The sequence below is a fragment of the Pseudomonas sp. B21-015 genome, assembly GCF_024749285.1.
Taxonomy (GTDB): domain Bacteria; phylum Pseudomonadota; class Gammaproteobacteria; order Pseudomonadales; family Pseudomonadaceae; genus Aquipseudomonas.
Genome location: NZ_CP087196.1, coordinates 4,181,297 through 4,200,482, shown reverse-complemented (window position 1 = coordinate 4,200,482; position 19,186 = coordinate 4,181,297). Strand labels below are relative to the sequence as shown.

Sequence of the window (19,186 nt, the reverse complement as noted above, 5' to 3'; positions counted from 1 at the left end):
CACCGCAAGGTGTCAGAGGGGCGGCTCCCGGTGACAGCCGGCGACGAGTTGCTTGAGCCCGTCCAGATCCAGGATTTTGACGTTACGCCCGGAAATTTCGACCAGTGCCAGATCCCGCAGATGAGCAATGCCCCGACAGATGGTCTCCAGGCGCAGGCCCAGATAAGAGCCAATCTCTTCGCGCCGCATCTTCAGCACAAAGTCTCTGGACGAGTACCCCCGAATGCTCAGCCGTTGCGACAGGTTCAGCAGGAAGGCGGCCAGGCGTTCATCGGAGTTCATGTTGCCCATCATCATGAGCATGCTGTGATCACGCACGATTTCCCGGCTCAGGAGCTTGTTCATGTTGTGTTGCAGTGAGGGCAGCTCCTGGGCGAGTTTCTCCAGTTGCGCGTAGTGCAGGGGGCAGACTTCGCTGTCCTCAAGGGCAAAGGCGCTGCAGGCGTGCCGATCGTCGCTGATGGCGTCCAGACCGAGCATTTCGCCGGGTATCTGAAAACCGGTCACTTGCTCGCGGCCGTCGACCGACAGCATGCTGGTCTTGAATGAACCGATCCGTACCGCGTAAAGCGAGCGCAACGGATCGCCGGCCCGGTACAGGGCTGCGCCTTTTTTAACCTTTACACGCTGAGTGATCAGAGTATCCAGCCGTTCGACTTCGTGGCTGGTCATGCCAATCGGCAGACACAACTCCAGAACGCTGCAATTGGAACACGCGGCTTTCAGATAATGATGTTGATACGGCCGGGTTTCAGGCATTGCGTAAGCCCCTCTGATGGTGGCTTAAAGCATAGTTCGGATCACCGTTTCAATCGGGCGTTTACAGATGGAGTCGATGAGCGGGAAAAGGCCTGTCCCCGTTGAGCCGGGACGGGCGGCGCGAGACTTGATGTAAATCAAGTGTTGCGCGGTGCAGAGTCCCAGAATCGAGGCATGCCTTGCGGTTTACCGAGGCCCTGGCGGAGGACGTCATGAGCGAATTTCTGAGTGCCGAGCAACTGGAAGGGCTGGATGCCTACTGGCGAGCGTCCAATTACCTGGCGGTCGGGCAGATTTACCTCAAGGACAACCCGCTGATGAAGGTGCCGCTGACGCTGGCGGATGTAAAGCCACGGCTACTGGGGCACTGGGGCACGACGCCGGGGTTGAACCTGATCTATACGCACCTCAATCGTCTGATCACGGCCTACGACCTGAACATGATCTTCATCGCCGGCCCGGGGCATGGTGGACCGGCCATCGTGGCGCAGACCTACCTGGAAGGAACGTACACCGAGTTCTACCCGTCGGTGGGGCGCGATACCAACGGCCTGGCCCGACTGTTTCGGCAGTTTTCCTGGCCCTACGGCATTTCCAGTCATGTGTCGGCGCAGATCCCGGGGTCGATCCATGAAGGGGGCGAGTTGGGCTACAGCCTGGCCCATGCCTACGGTGCCGCGTTCGACAATCCCGACCTGATAGTGGCGTGTGTGATTGGCGACGGCGAGGCGGAAACCGGGACGCTGGCGGCCAGCTGGCATTCCAACAAGTTCCTCAACCCGGCGCGTGACGGCGCCGTGCTGCCGATTTTGCACTTGAACGGGTACAAGATCGCCAATCCCACGGTGCTCTCCAGCATCAGCGAGGAGGAGTTGTCGGCGTTGATGTACGGCTACGGCTACGATCCGTATTTTGTCGAAGGCGATGACCCGGCAGAGGTTCATCAAGCCCTGGCCAGAACGCTGGACACCATGGTGCTGGAGATTCGTGAGATTCAGCGGGTCGCGCGTCAACGATCGCCGTCCCGGACGCTGGAGCGGCCCCTGTGGCCGATGCTGATCTTGCGCACGCCCAAGGGCTGGACGGGGCCGACATTCGTCGATGGCCTGCGGGTCGAAGGCACTTGGCGTGCGCATCAAGTGCCCTTGGCCGACTTCCAGCAACCGCAGCATTTGCGGCAACTGGAGGAATGGCTCCGTAGTTACCGACCTGACGAATTGTTTGACGCCAATGGCACCTTGTTGCCCGAGATCGCCGCGTTGGCGCCCACCGGTCATCGGCGAATGAGCGCCAACCCCCACGCCAACAGTGGGCTGCTGTTGCGCGCGCTGGATCTGCCACGGTTCACCCAGTATGCGGTGAACGTCGAGGCGCCCGGTGGCCTGCGGGCAGAGGCCACGCGGGTGCTGGGCCGGTTTCTGCGCGACGTGATGAAGTGCAATCTGACGTCGAGCAATTTTCGCCTGTTCGGCCCGGACGAAACCGCCTCGAACCGGCTGGATGCGGTGTACGAAGTCAGTGCCAAGGCGTGGATGGAGCCGCTGGGGCCTGATGATGTCAACCTGGCGACCGATGGCCGGGTGATGGAGATTCTGAGCGAACAGGTGTGCGAAGGCTGGCTCGAAGGCTATTTGCTGACCGGCCGGCATGGCGTGTTTTCCTGTTACGAGGCGTTCATCCACATCGTCGACTCGATGTTCAACCAGCATGCCAAATGGCTGAAAACCGCCGCCGAAGTGCCATGGCGCAAACCCGTTGCCTCGCTCAACTATTTGCTCACCTCCCATGTCTGGCGCCAGGACCATAATGGCTTCTCCCACCAGGACCCTGGCTTCATCGATCTGGTGGCGAACAAAACGGCGGACGTGGTCCGGATCTATCTGCCGCCCGATGCCAATTGCCTGCTGTCAGTGGCCGATCACTGCCTCAGAAGCCGTAACTACATCAACGTGATCGTGGCCGGCAAGCAACCGGAGTGGCAGTGGCTGGACATCGATGCCGCCATTCGTCATTGCCAGGCCGGTATCGGGCGCTGGGACTGGGCCTGCCGGGATGACAGCGATCCGGACGTGGTGATGGCCTGTGCCGGCGACGTTCCGACCCTGGAAACCCTGGCGGCAGTCACTTTGCTGCGCGAATACGTGCCGGATTTGCGGGTGCGGGTGATCAATATCGTCGACCTGATGGTCCTGCAGCCGTCGTACCACCATCCCCACGGTTTGCCCGACAGCGCCTTCGATGAACTGTTCACTGTCGACCGGCCGGTGATCTTTGCTTTCCACGGCTACCCCGCGCTGATCCACCGGCTGCTGTACAAGCGCACCAATCATGAAAACTTCCATGTTCGCGGGTTCAAGGACGAGGGGGCGACCACCACACCGTTCGACATGGCGGTGCTCAATAATCTGGATCGGTATCAGTTGGCCCTGGATGTCATCGAGCGCGTGCCCCGGCTGCACGATCAACTCCAGACTGCCCGGGCGCGCTATTGGGCGACGATGGAGAAACACAAGCTTTACCTCATCGAACACGGGCAGGACATGCCTGAAGTGATGCAGTGGCAATGGACGCCTGCGCCGGACAATCGGGGTTGACGGCAGGCGCCGGGCACTATTTGCTCTTCCAGTATTTCTGCATCTCCAGAAACAGAAACGAGGCGGTCCAGGAGATCAGCACCAGCCCCGTCAGCGCCTCCAGCCCGGTCAGGTACTTGAGGTTTCCCATGGGTGAAATGTCGCCGAAACCGATGGTGGTAAACGTGGTGAAGGAAAAGTACACGCAGTCCATGAACGTGCCGTCGAAATTGCCGCTCAGGCTGCCCCATTCACCGGAGCGGATCAGCAGGTAATAGACCAGCGCGAAACACCAGACTTCTATCGCATGGGCCAGCATCGCGCCGAACACCCCGACGACGATCCGAAAGCGACTCCAGAGTTTGAGCCTGGGCAGCCAATCGTTCAGGCGCAGCAGGCATTCGTAATGGATCACCACTGTGACGACCACCACCAACGTGTTGATTAGCGTGACTGCGAACATGATGAGCCTTCAGCGATAAGGGCGGGGGCAATCTGCGGGCGATTGATCGGTGCGTCACGGTGCCGGTAATGCCGGGGTGGGCTTGAATGGCATCAGCGGTGGAAACTCCTCGGGCGTGAGGGTTTCCTTTTCCAGCAACAGGCGAGCACCTTCGTCCAGGTCGGCCCGACGACTCTGGAGCAGCGCCTTGGCCCGTTGGTAGGCTTCATCGAGCAGGGCACGAATACCCAGGTCGATTTCCCGAGCGGTCTGTTCCGAATAATCCTTTTCGCCCATCGTGGCCATGCGATCTCCCAGGTACGTTGAGGTTTGCTTCTCCAGCACCGACTGTCCGAGCTCGGGGCTCATGCCGAAGCGGGTGATCAGTTGCCGGGCGATATCGGTCGCGCGGACCAGATCGTCGGCGGCCCCGGTGGAAATCTGGCCATAGACAAGGTCCTCGGCGGCGCGCCCGGCCATCAGCACGACGATCCGGTCCTTGAGCGTCTGGCAACTGATGAGGAAATGATCCTCGGTCGGTCGCTGCAAGGTATATCCCAGCGAGCCGATGGCGCGGGGCACGATCGAGACTTTATGGACCGGGTCCATGGCCGGCAGGCTGCTGGCGGCCAGGGCATGCCCCATCTCATGATAGGCCACCACCCGGCGCTCGTCGGGATCGAGCAGGCTGCTCTTGCGTTCAAGCCCCGCGATGAGGCGTTCCACCGCCGCAGTGAAGTCGTCCAGACTGACCGCATCGGCGCCGCGCCGGGTGGCGACGATGGCTGCTTCGTTCACCAGGTTGGCCAGGTCGGCGCCGGTGAAACCGGTGGTGATTTCGGCGATACGCGCGCTATCGAGGCTTGGTTCCACGGTGATTTTCTTCAGATGAACCTTAAGAATCGCCTGCCGCCCTTTGCGATCGGGGCGGTCGATCAGAATCTGCCGGTCGAAGCGGCCGGCCCGCAACAGCGCCGGATCGAGGACCTCAGGCCGGTTGGTGGCGGCCAGCAACACCACGCCTTCACGGGGATCGAAGCCGTCCAGCTCGGCCAGTAACTGGTTGAGGGTCTGTTCTTTTTCGTCATTGCCGCCTAACACGCCGATGCCGCGCATCTTGCCCAGTGCGTCGAGTTCATCGATGAAGATGATGCAGGGTGCCGCCTGCCGGGCCTGTTCGAACAGGTCGCGGACCCGTGCCGCACCGACCCCGACGAACATTTCGACGAACTCGGACCCCGAAATCGAGAAAAACGGCACACCGGCTTCACCGGCGATGGCCTTGGCCACCAGGGTCTTGCCGGTGCCTGGCGGGCCCACCAGCAAGGTGCCCTTGGGGATGTGTGCGCCCAGGCGTGCGTATCGGGCCTTGTCCCTGAGGAACGAGACGATTTCCACCAGTTCGGCCTTGGCTTCGTCGATGCCCGCGACATCGGCGAAGGTCACCCCGGTGTCGCGTTCGACAAAGACCTTGGCCCGGGACTTACCGACATTCATCAGCCCGCCAAGGCCTTGTTTTTCCGCCATCCCGCGAAACAGGAAATGCCAGAACACCATGATCATCATGAACGGCAACAACCAGCCCAACAGGCTGTTCATAAAGGTGTTTTCGTTGACCCCGGTAAAACCGACGCCCGATTGGGACAGTTCGGTCGCCAACGCCGGATCGACCCGCACCGTGGAGAACCGGTCGCGTCCGTCGATGGGTTCCACCAATTTGCCGCTGATCCGGTCCTTGTCGATCTGCAAGTCACTGACTTTTTGCTCGCTCAACAATTGCAGGAATTGGCTGTAGGGGAGGGGCTGCACGGCCTGGCGCTCGACAAAGAAGACCTGCATGAGGCCCATGACGATAAAAGCAATCGCCAAGTAGGACAGGTTCCACTGGTCGTTCTTTTTCATGGCCTTGGCTCAGAGTGGGAACGCATATCGGTAAGCCCGCGGCCAACCCATTTAATAAAGATAGCCTGCTTCAGCTTCTCCCTCGCGCAGGGCGCCGGATGATGTGCACAGATCACCTCACCTCGTGCCGGTCATTCAGGAAATGATGGCTGGGCAGGCGATTCCTTTTCTGGAATATCCGTCATGGTCGCCTCGGTGAGCAGCAGAACACTGGCAACCGACACGGCATTTTCCAGGGCAATGCGCACCACTTTGGTCGGGTCGATGATGCCGGCTTCGTACATGTCGACATAACAATTGGTCGCCGCATCGAAGCCCACGTTGCCAGGTTCCGCGAGCATGCGGGCGATGACCACGCCGGCATCCACTGCCGAGTTTTCAGCGATGAACCGGGCCGGTGCTTCCAAAGCCCGACGCAGAATCTGCAGGCCGGTTTTGACATCGCCCTCATGGCTGGCTTCCTCGGCTGCGATCATCGGCACAGCCTTGAGCAGCGCCAGACCGCCACCCGGAACAATGCCTTCGGCGATCGCCGCCCGGGTCGCGGAAATCGCATCGTCGAGTGCATCCTTGCGCGCTTTCATTTCAGCTTCGGAAGGCGCACCGACGCGGATCACCGCCACGCCACCAGACAGCCTTGCCAGGCGTTCCTGAAGTTTTTCCCGGTCGTAATCGCTGGTGGTGTTGTCCATTTGCACGCGGATCTGTTGCAGGCGCGCCTCGATAGCCTCGCGTGTACCTGCGCCGCCAATCAGCGCCGTGCTGTCTTTTTGCACCACGACTCGATGGGCCTGCCCCAACTGGCTCAGATCCACCTGGTCGAGGTTGATGCCCAACTCACTGGACACCACGGTGGCACCAGTCAGAACGGCAATGTCCTGAAGCATTTCCTTGCGTCGATCACCAAAGCCTGGCGCCTTGATCGCCACCGCACGCAATACCCCCCGAATCTGGTTGACCACCAACGTGGTCAACGCTTCGCCCTCTATGTCGTCGGCGATCAAGACCAGTGGTTGACCACTTTTGGCAATCAATTCCAGCAATGGCAGCAGGTCTTTGAGCACGCCGATCTTATGGTCACAGAGCAGCAGGTAGGCATCGTCGAGTTCAACCTGCATCTTCTCGGTATCGGTCACGAAGTAGGGCGAGACGTAACCGCGGTCCAGGCGCATCCCTTCCATGACCTCGACCACTGTTTCGGTGGTCTTGGACTCTTCGACACTGACGACACCTTCAATGCCGACCTTTTCCAGAGCGTCGGCCACCAGCTGACCGATGACCGCGTCGTTATGGGCCGAAAGCGTGGCAATCTGGGCTTTTTCCTTGGGCGTGCTGACCGGGCGCGACTGTGCCAGCAGTGATTGCATGACCAGAGCAAACCCCCGGTCCATGCCGCGCTTGAGGTCGATCGCACTGGCGCCGGCGACGACATTGCGGATGCCGTCGGCCAGGATTGCATGGGCCAGAACCGTTGATGTGCTGGTCCCGTCCCCTACGGCTTCGCCGGTGCGTTCCGCCGCTTGCCGCAGCATTTGCGCACCCAGATTCTCTTCGGGGTCCAGCAGATCGATCCGTTTGGCAATCGTCACGCCGTCGTTGCAGACCGTCGGATTACTCCATTTATTCTGAATCAACACCGATTTCGATTTCGGTCCCAGGGTCACCCGGACAGCGTCCGCCAGCTGTGTGGCGCCACTCAGGATTTTCTCGCGAGCGGCAGCACGAAACAGGATTTTAGTGTGGGCCATCAGGTTGTTCTCCTGAAGAGTTCAACGACATGTGCGTCTTTTCAGCTTCTATGAAATGGCATGTTCAGCGTTGATTTTTATCAACAAAGCCACAGTACGTACCGTTCGGATGATCGACCGTTGGTTGTTGGCCCGAGTTGATAAATATCAACCTGAGCCACAGCAAACCGGGCCCAAATGAAATCTTCAAATCCACGGTGTTTTCAATGGGCCTGACTGGAAGGGGGGGGCGATTTGAAAACACAGTTTCGCGTGGGATTTTTATCCAAGTCATTTGCGAGGAAAGACCATGGACAAGTATCAGCAGAGTCAGAAAAACCAGCTGTTCAAAACACCCGCCCATGATCCTTATCGCTTGCCGAAAATCGAAGGTTCTGCCGTCTGCCCGCAGTGTGGGGCCGCTTATCAGGCGGGCAACTGGACTTGTAAGATTCCTGAAAGCACGGTGGTTCATGACGCGCAAATGGTGATCTGCCCAGCCTGTCAGCGTACCAATGACAACAAGCCGGCGGGTACGCTCACGCTATCGGGCAGTTTCTTGCTCGAGCATCGAAACGAAATCATCAACCTGATCGAAAACACCGAGAAAAAGGAAAAAGCGGAGCATGCCCTGGAGCGCATCATCAGCCTCACCGACTCCGAAGGCGCGCTGGTTGTCACCACCACGGGCATCCATCTCGCGAACCGCCTGGGCCATGCACTGAAAGCAGCCTTCAAAGGGCACGCCGATTATCAGTACAGCGATGATGAGTTCGGGGTGAACATCGACTGGACGCGTGACGAGTAGAATCGGGCGAGGGTGGAATACTGATTTGTTTCATGCTCATCAGGCAGGGTGCGGCAGGTAGCCTGCCCGGCGAAGGTAGTTGATTTATATCAACGCCAAAGTGATTCCAACGGAGGAGTCTGGGTAGACGCTGGTGCCTGATCCAGCGAGGGCGCAACGACCGCGCCCTCGCAACAGGCCATGGCGTGTTGAACCCCACCTGCCTGGAGTCAGATCATGAGCCAGTATCAACGGTTGTTATTGATCATCAACCCGGCCCTGCGCCACTCTCCCGCAATACAACATGCGGCGGCCCTGGCCAAGGCCAGCGGGGCACGTTTGCATATCGCTGCCTTGATAAAATCGTTGGACATTCTGTCGCTGCTTGAAGAGGGCGTGCGGGAAACGGCGCGAGAGAATTACCTGCAGGACCATCGCGATTGGTTGACGTACCAGGCAAAAAATATCCGTGGTCGGGGGATCGAGGTGACGACGGAGGTGGCCTGGGCCGATGACCTGCAGCAGGACATTCTGGATCACGTCACGGAAATGCAGCCCGACCTGTTGATCAAGGAGGTTCAGCATGAGTCGGCACTCAAGCGCGCATTCTTCACCCCGCTGGACTGGCACTTGCTGCGCCACTGTCCGGTGCCGGTCTATCTGGTGGGCGGCAGTGGCCATACCTTGCCGCACAAGATCGTGGCCGCGGTCGACGCTTCGGGTACCGATTCCGACAGAGAGCTGAATGACCGGATCATCCAGCAGGCCAATGGCCTCGCGCTGCAGTGCAATGCCGAGTTGCACCTGCTGTACGCCTGCGACATCACAGACTATCTGGGCGATATGGGCGGCGGTGGTCTGACGCTGTCGGACCTGACCAAGCAGTTGCGTAAAGAACTGGAAAAATCGTTCCTGGCGCTGGCCGGTCGGTACGGTGTGGCCTCTGACCGTCGGCATTTCATTCTGGGGAACCCCGTCTCGGCGCTGAGTGAGTTTGCCAACGAACATCAGGTGGATGTGATTGTGATGGGTAGAGTCCAGTCGCATGGCTTGAACAAGCTTGTGGGCAGTACGACCGAACATATTCTGTATCAGGTGCCTTGCAGCGTCCTGGCGGTTTAGGGACGGCCCCGTTCACGGTTGATCACCCCCCTGGGTGACGAGTTGTGATGAACAGCCGTTGAGGTGAAGCCCATGCATTTGCCGATGATCACAAAGAAACTCGCCAATTTGCCGAAAAAGCCCAATTGGCTGGAAAGCGAACAAGCCCGCGCAGCCTTTTCATGGCAAGTGGAGGCGCTTGAATTGGCCGGGTTGCCAGGGGGCGGCATGAACCTCGCCTATGAGGCGGTGGATCGGCATGCGATGGGAGGGGGGCGTGAACATACGGCGTTGCGCATTCTCGATCGCCATGGCGGGCACCGCGACATCCGCTACGGGCAACTGAGCACGCTGACCAACCGATTTGCCAATGTGCTGAAAACATTGGGCGTGGCCCCCGGCGAACGCTTGTTTGTGCTCTGTGGCCAAGGGCTGGAACTGTATCTGGGCGTGCTCGGTGGCTTGAAGCTCGGTTGCGTGGTTTCGCCGTTATTCTGCGCGTTCGGCCCCGAGCCCATTGAAACCCGGATGCGTCTTGGTGAGGGCAGTGTACTTTTGACCAGCGCAACCCTTTATCGACGCAAGATCGCGCCCATTCGTGAGCGTTTGCCGGCACTCAAGCATGTGCTGCTGTGCGACGCCGAGGGTGAGGATACGAACGCTGTGGAGGGCACCCTCAGCGTACATCGATTGCTGGCGTCAGCCGCTGACGATTTCGACATCGCCCGGACAACGATCGACAGCCCCGCACTTTTACATTTCACCAGCGGCACGACCGGCACCCCCAAAGGAGTGTTGCATGTGCACGGCGCCGCGCTGACGCACCGGGTCACTGCTAAATACGCCCTGGATTTACACCCTGAAGATATTTACTGGTGCAGCGCCGATCCGGGCTGGGTCACGGGGACTTCATACGGGATTTTCGCGCCGCTGCTGATAGGGGTAACCAGTGTGGTCGAGGGCAACGAATTCGATGCCGAACGCTGGTACCGGATTCTCGAAAAACAACGGGTAACGGTCTGGTACACGGCGCCGACGGCCATTCGTCTCTTGATGAAAGCCGGAGACGCCTTGGCGCGCAGCCATCGCTTCCCCTGTCTGCGCTTTGTTGCCAGTGTCGGCGAGCCGCTCAACCCCGAGGCTGTCTGGTGGGGCAAAGAGGTGTTGGGGCTGCCGATCCACGACAACTGGTGGCAGACTGAAACCGGCGGAATCATGATTGCCAACACGGTCTCGATGGCCATTAAACCGGGCTCCATGGGCAAACCCTTGCCCGGCGTCGAGGCGGCCATTATCGAGCGCAAGGCGGACGGTACGCTGGTGTTTCTTAAGGAAAATGAAGTCGGTGAACTGGCGCTGAAACGACCATGGCCCGCGATGTTTCGTACTTACCTGGGGCAAGAGGCGCGTTATCGACAGAGTTTTGTCGGTGAGTGGTACCTCAGTGGCGATCTGGTGCGTCGCGATGCCGATGGTTATTTCTGGTTCGTCAGTCGCGGCGACGATGTCATCAAGTCGGCCGGGCACCTGATCGGCCCGTTCGAGGTGGAAAGCTCGCTGATGGAACATCCGGCCGTGGCCGAGGCCGCCGTGATTGGCAAGCCCGATCCTCTGCTGGGTGAAACCGTGAAAGCGTTTGTTTCGCTCAAGAGTGGATTCACCGCCAGTCAGGCCCTGCACGATGAGTTGCTGGGCCATGGACGCAAGCGTCTCGGCGCCGTGGTCGCGCCAAAGGAACTGGCGTTCATGCAGGCACTTCCTCACACCCGCAGTGGAAAGCTCATGCGACGTCTGCTCAAGGCTCGGGAGCTGGGTTTGCCAGAAGGCGATATTTCCAGCCTGGAGAATCCGTCATGAGCCTTCAATCGTTGCCCAAGGACTTTTCTCTCGACTTGCTGCGGGACATGGTGCGCATCCGCCGCCTTGAGGAGCGCGCCGGCGAGTTGTATGGCGAGGGCAAGATCCGTGGCTTCCTGCACCTGTACATCGGTGAAGAAGCGGTCGCTGTCGGCGTTCTGCATGCACTGGCAGCCGACGATGCGGTGGTTGCGACGTATCGCGAACATGGCCATGCCCTGATCAAGGGAGTGCCCATGAAGACCATCATGGCCGAGATGTATGGGCGCCAGGAAGGCTGCTCGCGAGGGCGCGGCGGCTCAATGCATCTGTTCGATGCCGGCACACGTTTCTTCGGCGGCAATGCCATCGTGGCCGGCGGCTTGCCACTCACCGTCGGCCTGGCGCTGGCCGAGCGTATGCAGGGTGGATCACGGCTCTCCACGTGCTTTTTCGGTGAAGGTGCCATGGCGGAAGGGGCGTTTCACGAGTCGATCAACCTGGCCGCCTTGTGGCAGTTGCCGATGCTGTTTTGCTGCGAGAACAACCTCTATGCCATGGGCACGGCCCTGGAGCGTTCGCAGTCGCAAACCGACCTGTGTGCCAAAGCCTCGGCGTACAAGGTCCAGACCCGGTCTGTCGATGGCATGGATGTGGTCGCGGTGTACCAAGCCACCCAGGAGGCGGTTGAACACATCCGGCACGGGCGCGGGCCTTTTTTCCTGGAGTTTCGTACCTATCGGTTTCGCGCCCACTCGATGTTCGACCCGCAGCTGTATCGCGACAAGGCTGAGGTGGAGCAGTGGAAGACCCGCGGACCGATTCACACCTACAGCGCCCGGCTAAAGGCGCAAGGCCTGTTGGACGAGCCCGGTTTTCTGGCGATCCTGGCCCAGGTGGACGCTGAAGTGGAGGCCGCCGTCGCTTATGCCGAAAGCGGTAGCCTGGAACCGCTGGAGGATCTGTCTCGTGATGTCTACACCCCGAGGGCTGCGCCATGAGTGCTCGCATGACCTACCGCGAAGCATTGCGCGAGGCACTGCGTGAAGCGTTGCAACGCGACCCACGGGTATTTCTGATGGGAGAAGACGTCGGTCGTTACGGTGGCAGCTATGCCGTCTCTTTGGGGCTGCTTGAAGCCTTCGGCCCGGAGCGCATCCGAGACGCGCCATTGTCCGAGTTGGGCTTCGTGGGGGCTGGTATCGGGGCGGCGCTGGGGGGCATGCGGCCGATCGTAGAAATCATGACCGTGAATTTCAGCCTGCTCGCCCTTGATCCTCTGATGAATACGGCCGCTGCCCTGCGGCATATGTCCGGCGGACAATTCTCGGTTCCTCTGGTGGTGCGCATGGCGACGGGCGCGGGACGTCAGCTCGCGGCGCAACACTCGCACAGTCTCGAAGGCTGGTATGCGCATATCCCCGGGCTGAAAATTCTCGCCCCGGCGACCGTCGAGGATGCACGCGGCATGCTCTGGCCTGCGCTGCTGGATCCGGACCCGGTGCTGATTTTCGAACACGCCCAGCTCTACAACATGGAAGGTGATACCGGCGACTGGAAGGCTCTGGACATCAGTGCCGCCAAGGTCCGCCGAGTCGGCCACGACCTGACCCTGATTACGTATGGCGGCACACTCGGCAAGGCCCTGACAGCGGCTGAGCAACTGGCCGGGGAGGGCATTGATTGTGAAGTCATCGACCTGCGGGTTCTGCGCCCGCTGGATGACACCACAATCATGACGTCGGTCTGCAAAACCCGTCGTGCCCTCGTCGTCGATGAAGGCTGGCGCAGCGGCAGCCTGGCAGCGGAAATCATCACGCGGATCGTCGAACAGGGCTTTTTCGAGCTGGATGCACCGCCAGCACGGGTGTGCAGCGCCGAAGTGCCGATGCCTTATCCCCGGCATCTTGAAGACGCCGCGCTGCCACAAGTGTCGACGATCGTCGCCGCCGCGCATGAGCTGTGCGAAGGAACTGCAACGTGATGGCGTGCCTGTGCCGCGTCCAGGTATCGGGCCAGGAGGGTCAACCATGATCGAATTCAAACTGCCATCGCTGGGAGCCGATATGGATGAAGGCACGTTGCTGGAATGGAAAATCCATCCTGGTGATGCGGTCAATCCGGGTCAGGTGATTGCCGTCGTCGATACGGCCAAGGCTGCTATCGACATAGAGTGCTGGCACGAGGGCACGGTCTTGCAACTGCTGATCGATGTCGGTGCCAAGGTGCCTGTCGGTACCGCCATCGCGCAGTTGCTGGAGCCGGGTGAAAGTCCGCAGAGTGTGCGACGGGCATCGACTCCCGTGCTTGTGCCGCGTGAGACGGAAAACCTTTGCGCAAGGCGGCCGAAGATTTCTCCCGCAGCACGCAAACGCGCTGCCGAGCTGGGGCTCGATGCCAGTCAGGTGCAGGGCCATGGACCACACGGTGTGGTGACCCTGGAAGATGTCGAAGCCGCCGCCCGTGTGGCGCCGGAACCCGACCATAACCAGGCCATGCGTCGCACGATCGCCGCGGCGATGAGTCGCTCAAAACGCGAGATTCCCCATTACTACCTGAGCGAAACCATCGCCTTGGATAGGGCTATGTCCTGGCTGAAGGCACACAACGGACAAAGCCCATTGCAGGAGCGTCTGTTGCCCAGTGTCTTGCTGCTCAAAGCGGTGGCGTTGGCCTTGCGTGACTATCCGCAGCTCAACGGCTCCTGGCAGGACAACGGCTTCAAGCCGGCCCCCGATACAGACCTTGGCGTGGCAATCACCTTGCGCCAGGGCGGGTTAGTCGCCCCGGTTCTGCGGCATGTGGCCGACACGTCCTTGACCGATTTGATGAGTGAACTGACCAGCCTGGTGGAGCGCGCCCGCAGCGGTTCTCTGCGCAGCTCCGAGCTCGGTGGCGCCGGCATTACGGTCACCCAGCTCGGCGATCAGGGCGTAGACAGCGTATTGGGGGTGATCTACCCGCCCCAAGTCGCCCTGGTCGGTTTCGGTCGTATCGGCGAGCGGCCCTGGGTCCAAGATAGCCAGTTGTGTGTCATGCCCACCGTCGTCAGCAGCTTGTCAGCCGATCATCGGGTCAGCGATGGTCACTACGGCGCACGCTTCCTGGGGGAAGTCCGTCGTTTGTTACAAACCCCAGAGAACCTGTGAGGGTGAGCCCATGGACCCGCTATCGGTACGCAATCAGGTGTTGAACGCGTTGAAGGGCATCGCTCCTGAAGTCGACCCTGAACAATTACCCGGTGACCGCCCGCTACGCGAGGAGGTTGATCTGGATTCCATGGATTGGCTTCGTTTCATCGAAGCCCTGAATCGGAGCCTGGGTGTGGTCATTCCTGAAATCGATTACCAACAGGTGGACACCCTGGACAAGCTCGTCGCCTATCTGATGGAAAAGGAAACACCGGGTGAACAGGCGCCATCCATCGGCAATGGATGACGCTGCGGGCAGCTCAATACAGCAAGCTCTCTTGCCGTAACCGCGCGAAGCGCGCAAGCGGCACCGCGTCGAGTGCCTGCGCCGTGTCAGGTGTCGCGCCGTCGCGAATCGCCTGCCACACGCTTTGCGAGCCGATCGAATCGCGGGTCGCCGCCAGGTCGAGTACTTGGGGATAAAGCGTGTGCAGGGTGGCGAGTAGCGTCAATCCCAGGCTGGCTACGGGACGTTGCGCAGGCGTTGGGGCGCGGGTGATGCTCACACCATGGCAGAGCCGACCGTGCCAGTTTGATTCGGTGGGGACGAAGTCGACCGGCTCGAAACGCGCGCCGACATCAAGCGCATTCAGCGCATTGGCGAGCCGGGTTGCGTCGATCCACGGTGCGCCAACCCACTCGAACGGGTGCGGTGTGCCGCGCCCCACACTCAGATTCGCACCTTCGAGCAAACCGATATCCGGGTACAGATCCAGCTGGGAGAGCGTGCGCAGGTTCGGCGAGAGCGGCACCCATCCCAACCCGGTGTCGGCAAAGGTCATCGCGCGCCGGTATCCCTGCATCGGCACCACGCGCAGATCCGCACCAATGTGCTTGTTGCGGTTGAATAGACGCGCCAGCTCGCCGACGGTCATGCCGGGTTGCAGCGGTGCAGGGAAATAGCCGGTAAACGATTCGCGGCGACTGTCCATTACCGGGCCGCCGAAGCGCTGTGCGCCGAGTGGGTTGGGCCGGTCCAGTACGAACAGCGCGATGCCTTGCGCTGCTGCGGCTTCGAGTGCGTAGCCGAGTGTCGTCTCATAGGTGAAGAAGCGCACGCCGGCGTCCTGAATATCGAAGATCAGCGCATCCAGTCCCTTGAGCGAGCCGGCCGGCAAGCGCCGCGTTGCGCCGTAGAGACTGTGCACGGTGAGGCCCGTCGCCGGGTCTAGGGTGTCGCCGACCCGCTCGTCCACGTCGATGTTCAGCCCATGTTCCGGCGAAAACAGCGCCGCCAGCCTGACGCCTGGCGCGTGGGCGAGGACGTCGACGGTGCGTCGGCCTTTGGCGTCGAATCCGCTGCGATTGGTGATCAAGCCCACGCGCATGCCGGTGAGCGGGGCAAATTGCTGTGCCTCAAGCACGTCAATGCCTGTCTGCACCGGGCCCGTCGAGGTGGGCAGGCGATCGGCGGCACGCAGCGCCGGCAACGCAGAGGGCAGCAACCGGCCGATTTGCGCGCCGCTTGCAGGTGCCCCGCGACTGGCCATCAGTGCAAGCAATTGCGCACGAAGCGGGCGAGCGTCACCGCGGTCATCGGGATACACCCGGTTGCTCAGGATGACGATGAATTGGCGGGTCACCAGATCAATCCACAGCCCCGTGCCGGTGTATCCGGTATGGCCGATGACGCCAATCGGCGGCAGACGATCATGGTTCGGCGCGAACGGTGCGGCCAGTTCCCAGCCAAGGCCGCGCCACGGCACGCTGTCGAACGGCGATGCGGCGCTCGCCAGGGCGGAGATACTCGCCGGCCGCAGGATCTGTCGGTTGCCGGCGCGCCCCTGGTTCAGCACCATCTGCGCGAAACGCGCAAGGTCGTCCGCCGTGGAAAACAGCCCGGCGTTGCCGGAGACGCCGCCCATCCATTGCGCCGTCGGATCGTGTACGTGCCCCCGGAGCGTGCCGGCCTTGGTGGCGAGTGTCGGTGCGCTGCGTGTCGCTCGCAGGGTATCCGGCAGAAAAACCGTATCGCGCATGCCCAGCGGCCCGAAGATGTGAGCCTGGCAATAGGCGTCGAGCGAGCTGTGGGTGATGCGTTCGACCAGCTCGCCGAGCACCACGAAATTCAGGTCACTGTAAATGACTTGGGCACCCGGCGCGTTGCGCAGCCGCTGCGCCGCGATGGCGCTCAACACACCTTTGCGGCCCGCACGGGCTGGCCGCCCAGGCAAGTCTGGGCGCAGCCCGGACGTGTGCGCCAGCAGGTCACGCACCTTCACCGCCTCTTTGCCGTGGGACCCAAAGGCAGGCCAATACCGTGCAACGGGTGCGTCCAGGTTGATACGGCCCGTTTCGGCCAGTTGCAGGATGGCCGTGGTCGTCGCGATGACTTTGGTCAGCGATGCCAGATCGAACTCGGTGTCCAGCGTCATCGGCTCGCGGGGGGGCGTCGTCGTGCGTTGTCCAAAGGCCTGGCGATACAACACCTGCTTGGAGTCACCGATCAGGACAACGGCTCCCGGAACGCGTCCGGCGGCGATCTGGCCCTCAACGATCTGTGCGGCTTGCAGGCGCGTCGTCGCGTCGAGATCGGCGGCGCAGGCCATGTGCGCCGTCATCGCGAAGCCAAGCAGTATCGCCCAGCGCTTCAGCGCTGTGGCAGATCGGCGGCATCGTAGTGATTGCGTGGGTTCCATAACATCCATCCATCGGTGCCGGCTGCGTTGGCGGCGTTAATCTGCGCACTGATTGCTGCGGCGTCAAACGGGCGACGATCGAAGGCATAGTCGCGAAAGGCCTGGAGCCAGGGACGAAAGCGCACACCCGGCAGATGGGTGCGCCGCATCGCCTCCGTCAGGGTACGCCTGACAATCTGGCCGGGGTCGGCTGTCGGGTTGGTAAAGCCCGGCAGCCCCCATGTGAAACCGGACGGGTACAACATCGGAGAAATGTAGTCGAGCTCCGCGCCCAGCAGTTCGATTTGTTGCCCGATTGCCGTATCGTCGAGGTTCCAGCAGACGTAGCCGAAGATGTCTGCGGAGACGAACACGTTGTAGGGCGCGAGCCGCGCGCGTGCGGCCTGCAGAAAGCCGATGATCGCCGCCGTCCGGTTGGCGCGGTTGTTGGGGAGGGCAAAGTGCAGCCCGCTCTTGTCGGGAAAACGCACATAGTCGAACTGGATCTCGTCGAAACCCATCCGCGCGGCCTCCTCGGCGATATCGAGATTGTGCTGCCAGACCTCGTGCGAATACGGATCCATCCATTGCAGTTTTTCGCGGTCCCGCCACGGCTGGCCGTCGGCGGTGTGCACGCTCCATTCGGGATGCGCGCTGGCGAATGGATCGTCCTTGAATACCACAATACGCGCGATCAGGTACGGGTGTTGCGCATGCAGCTTGGCAAGCAACGCCGGAAAGTCGCGCATCTGAGGTGACCGTGTGGTCACATGGGCCGCCGCGCCGATTGTCTCGCGTGCCACACTGCGATAGGGCGTCAGGCCACGGTCATCCTTGACGTCGATCACCAATGCATTGATCTCGGTGTTTTCAGTAAGGCTGACAGCGTTGTTGCGCAGGGTCGAACTGGTCACACCGAACGCCGACAGATAGACCGCTTTGGGGCGGAACGGGGTCAGTGCGAGCGTCACGGGTGTTTCGTCGCTCACTTTGACCTCGGTGCGCAAATACCCAGGGGCGCGGGCTGCGACACTCTCGACTGCCTCGGCCGTCTCGAACCGTCCGTTTTCGTCGGTACGCATCACGCCGGCCGATGTCGTGATGATCGCGTCGGCAAGCGGTTTCTGCGTGCTCGAGTCGAGCACGACTCCGGTGACGGCCTGTGCGCCTTGCTCGGTCAGCAGGGCCGTGACGGCGAGTAGCGCCGGGATCGCATAGCGCCTCAGTGCGCGGATGTAGGTCATCGCGGGTTTCCCTCTGCGGGTGTCGGCGCAGTGTCTGGTTCGCCGAGCAACTGCGCGAACGCGCGTGCGCCGTAGGCGTCACTCATCAGAAAGCGCGGCAGGGCGAGTAGTCGCGCGTGCCGATCGGCCTTGCGCGCGTCTAGTGTGAAGGCCACGGCGTAACCCTCGTTGGAGGCGAGTGCGATCAATTCGTCGTCGTAGATACCGAACGGCCACGCGAGCATGTCGACCTGCGCACTGGTTTGCGACTCGATGCGTTGACGTGATTTTTGCAGTTGGGCACGGACGAATTGCTGTAAATCCGCCGGCGTGCGGTGCCTGCGCTCGACGTTGAAATTGGGGTGCCAGAACGTATGCGACTGGATGTCGATGAGTCCGGTCTGTTTCAGGGTGCGCAACTGCTCCCAGGTCAGTGCATAGGACGCGTTCGAGATTGCCGATGGATAGATAAACAGGGTCACCGGAAAACGCTCGCGCAGCACCACGGGCAGCAGTTTGTCGAATACCGAACGATGCCCGTCGTCAACGGTGATAGCCACCGGATTCGACGCTAACGTCGCATTGGGATCCCGCAGCCAGTCGACCACCTCGCGCAGCGACACGATGTGGTAGCCGTGCTCGTGCAGGACGCGCAACTGGGTTTCGAAGGTGCTCATGCGCACGGTCATCGAGTCGTCGGCCGTGTCCGAGAAACGGTGGTAAACGAGGATCGTGACGCGTGGTTCGGCGCTCTGTGTGGCGCCGTCCGCGCCCCAGGCCGGTGCGCAGACGCATACCAACATGACGCGGATCAGCAGCCGGAACGCGACGCTGCCACCGATACACACCATGATTTTCCCGCACATGTCAGCGCTCCTGCGCAAGCCGTTTTCACTCGCGTTGCCTGTCGCGAGAGCGAGCCAGACGCTTGCAGTGTGCATTGAGCGTTCATCGTCGATCTGATGCAGATCAATTTCGCGCAATGTGGTCCGCTCCGAGGGGGCGAGTCGTCAGACAAAACGGGAGG

At 61.1% G+C, this 19,186-nt stretch carries 15 protein-coding genes; 8 read left to right on the top strand and 7 right to left on the bottom strand.

Annotation, left to right across the window (positions count from 1 at the left end; translation table 11 throughout):
- Positions 1-12 precede the first annotated feature (12 nt).
- Positions 13-759 (bottom strand): fumarate/nitrate reduction transcriptional regulator Fnr, encoded by a 747-nt coding sequence (gene fnr / locus LOY38_RS18990; protein ID WP_258696559.1) that lies wholly within the window; start codon positions 757-759, stop codon positions 13-15.
- A 212-nt stretch (positions 760-971) separates the two neighbouring features.
- On the opposite strand from fnr, the gene LOY38_RS18985 reads away from it, so the two are divergent.
- Positions 972-3,353, top strand: coding sequence for a phosphoketolase (locus tag LOY38_RS18985; protein WP_258696558.1), 2,382 nt, complete (start codon positions 972-974; stop codon positions 3,351-3,353).
- Positions 3,354-3,369: 16 nt separating this feature from the next.
- Here the strand turns inward: LOY38_RS18985 and LOY38_RS18980 are convergent, their stop codons facing one another.
- The 3 genes from LOY38_RS18980 to groL form a co-directional block, all read right to left on the bottom strand.
- Positions 3,370-3,795 (bottom strand): potassium channel family protein, encoded by a 426-nt coding sequence (locus tag LOY38_RS18980; RefSeq protein ID WP_258696557.1) that lies wholly within the window; start codon positions 3,793-3,795, stop codon positions 3,370-3,372.
- 54 nt (positions 3,796-3,849) lie between these two features.
- Positions 3,850-5,676 (bottom strand): ATP-dependent zinc metalloprotease FtsH, encoded by a 1,827-nt coding sequence (gene ftsH, locus LOY38_RS18975; protein ID WP_258696556.1) that lies wholly within the window; start codon positions 5,674-5,676, stop codon positions 3,850-3,852.
- A 131-nt stretch (positions 5,677-5,807) separates the two neighbouring features.
- Positions 5,808-7,424: a chaperonin GroEL gene (groL, locus tag LOY38_RS18970; protein ID WP_258696555.1), complete on the bottom strand. Its 1,617-nt coding sequence runs from the start codon at positions 7,422-7,424 to the stop codon at positions 5,808-5,810.
- A 289-nt stretch (positions 7,425-7,713) separates the two neighbouring features.
- On the opposite strand from groL, the gene LOY38_RS18965 reads away from it, so the two are divergent.
- The 7 genes from LOY38_RS18965 to LOY38_RS18935 all read left to right on the top strand — a co-directional run bounded on the left by LOY38_RS18965 (position 7,714) and on the right by LOY38_RS18935 (position 14,565).
- Positions 7,714-8,211, top strand: a complete 498-nt coding sequence (locus tag LOY38_RS18965) for a BCAM0308 family protein (protein WP_258696554.1) — start codon at positions 7,714-7,716, stop codon at positions 8,209-8,211.
- A gap of 216 nt (positions 8,212-8,427) precedes the next feature.
- A complete protein-coding gene (locus LOY38_RS18960) occupies positions 8,428-9,312 on the top strand; it encodes a universal stress protein (protein ID WP_258696553.1) in 885 nt (294 codons plus the stop codon).
- 72 nt (positions 9,313-9,384) lie between these two features.
- The gene (gene acsA, locus LOY38_RS18955; protein ID WP_258696552.1) at positions 9,385-11,148 is read left to right on the top strand and encodes an acetate--CoA ligase; all 1,764 of its coding nucleotides are present in this window, start codon (positions 9,385-9,387) and stop codon (positions 11,146-11,148) included.
- A complete protein-coding gene (gene pdhA / locus LOY38_RS18950) occupies positions 11,145-12,128 on the top strand; it encodes a pyruvate dehydrogenase (acetyl-transferring) E1 component subunit alpha (protein WP_258696551.1) in 984 nt (327 codons plus the stop codon). Before acsA ends, pdhA begins: the two co-directional genes overlap by 4 nt.
- Positions 12,125-13,111 carry an alpha-ketoacid dehydrogenase subunit beta gene (locus LOY38_RS18945; RefSeq protein ID WP_258696550.1) on the top strand — a complete coding sequence of 329 codons (987 nt, stop codon included), beginning with the start codon at positions 12,125-12,127 and terminating at the stop codon, positions 13,109-13,111. Before pdhA ends, LOY38_RS18945 begins: the two co-directional genes overlap by 4 nt.
- A gap of 46 nt (positions 13,112-13,157) precedes the next feature.
- Positions 13,158-14,276, top strand: coding sequence for a dihydrolipoamide acetyltransferase family protein (locus tag LOY38_RS18940; protein WP_258696549.1), 1,119 nt, complete (start codon positions 13,158-13,160; stop codon positions 14,274-14,276).
- Positions 14,277-14,286: 10 nt separating this feature from the next.
- Positions 14,287-14,565 carry an acyl carrier protein gene (locus LOY38_RS18935; protein WP_258696548.1) on the top strand — a complete coding sequence of 93 codons (279 nt, stop codon included), beginning with the start codon at positions 14,287-14,289 and terminating at the stop codon, positions 14,563-14,565.
- Positions 14,566-14,578: 13 nt separating this feature from the next.
- On the opposite strand, the gene LOY38_RS18930 is transcribed toward LOY38_RS18935, so the two are convergent.
- The 3 genes from LOY38_RS18930 to LOY38_RS18920 are packed head-to-tail and all read right to left on the bottom strand — an operon-like array spanning position 14,579 to position 19,142.
- Positions 14,579-16,957, bottom strand: coding sequence for an exo-beta-N-acetylmuramidase NamZ domain-containing protein (locus LOY38_RS18930; protein WP_258696547.1), 2,379 nt, complete (start codon positions 16,955-16,957; stop codon positions 14,579-14,581).
- Positions 16,909-18,180 (bottom strand): putative glycoside hydrolase, encoded by a 1,272-nt coding sequence (locus LOY38_RS18925; RefSeq protein ID WP_258696546.1) that lies wholly within the window; start codon positions 18,178-18,180, stop codon positions 16,909-16,911. Before LOY38_RS18925 ends, LOY38_RS18930 begins: the two co-directional genes overlap by 49 nt.
- Positions 18,177-19,142, bottom strand: a complete 966-nt coding sequence (locus tag LOY38_RS18920) for a polysaccharide deacetylase family protein (RefSeq protein ID WP_258696545.1) — start codon at positions 19,140-19,142, stop codon at positions 18,177-18,179. The genes LOY38_RS18925 and LOY38_RS18920 overlap by 4 nt, the downstream gene beginning before the upstream one ends.
- Positions 19,143-19,186 lie beyond the last annotated feature (44 nt).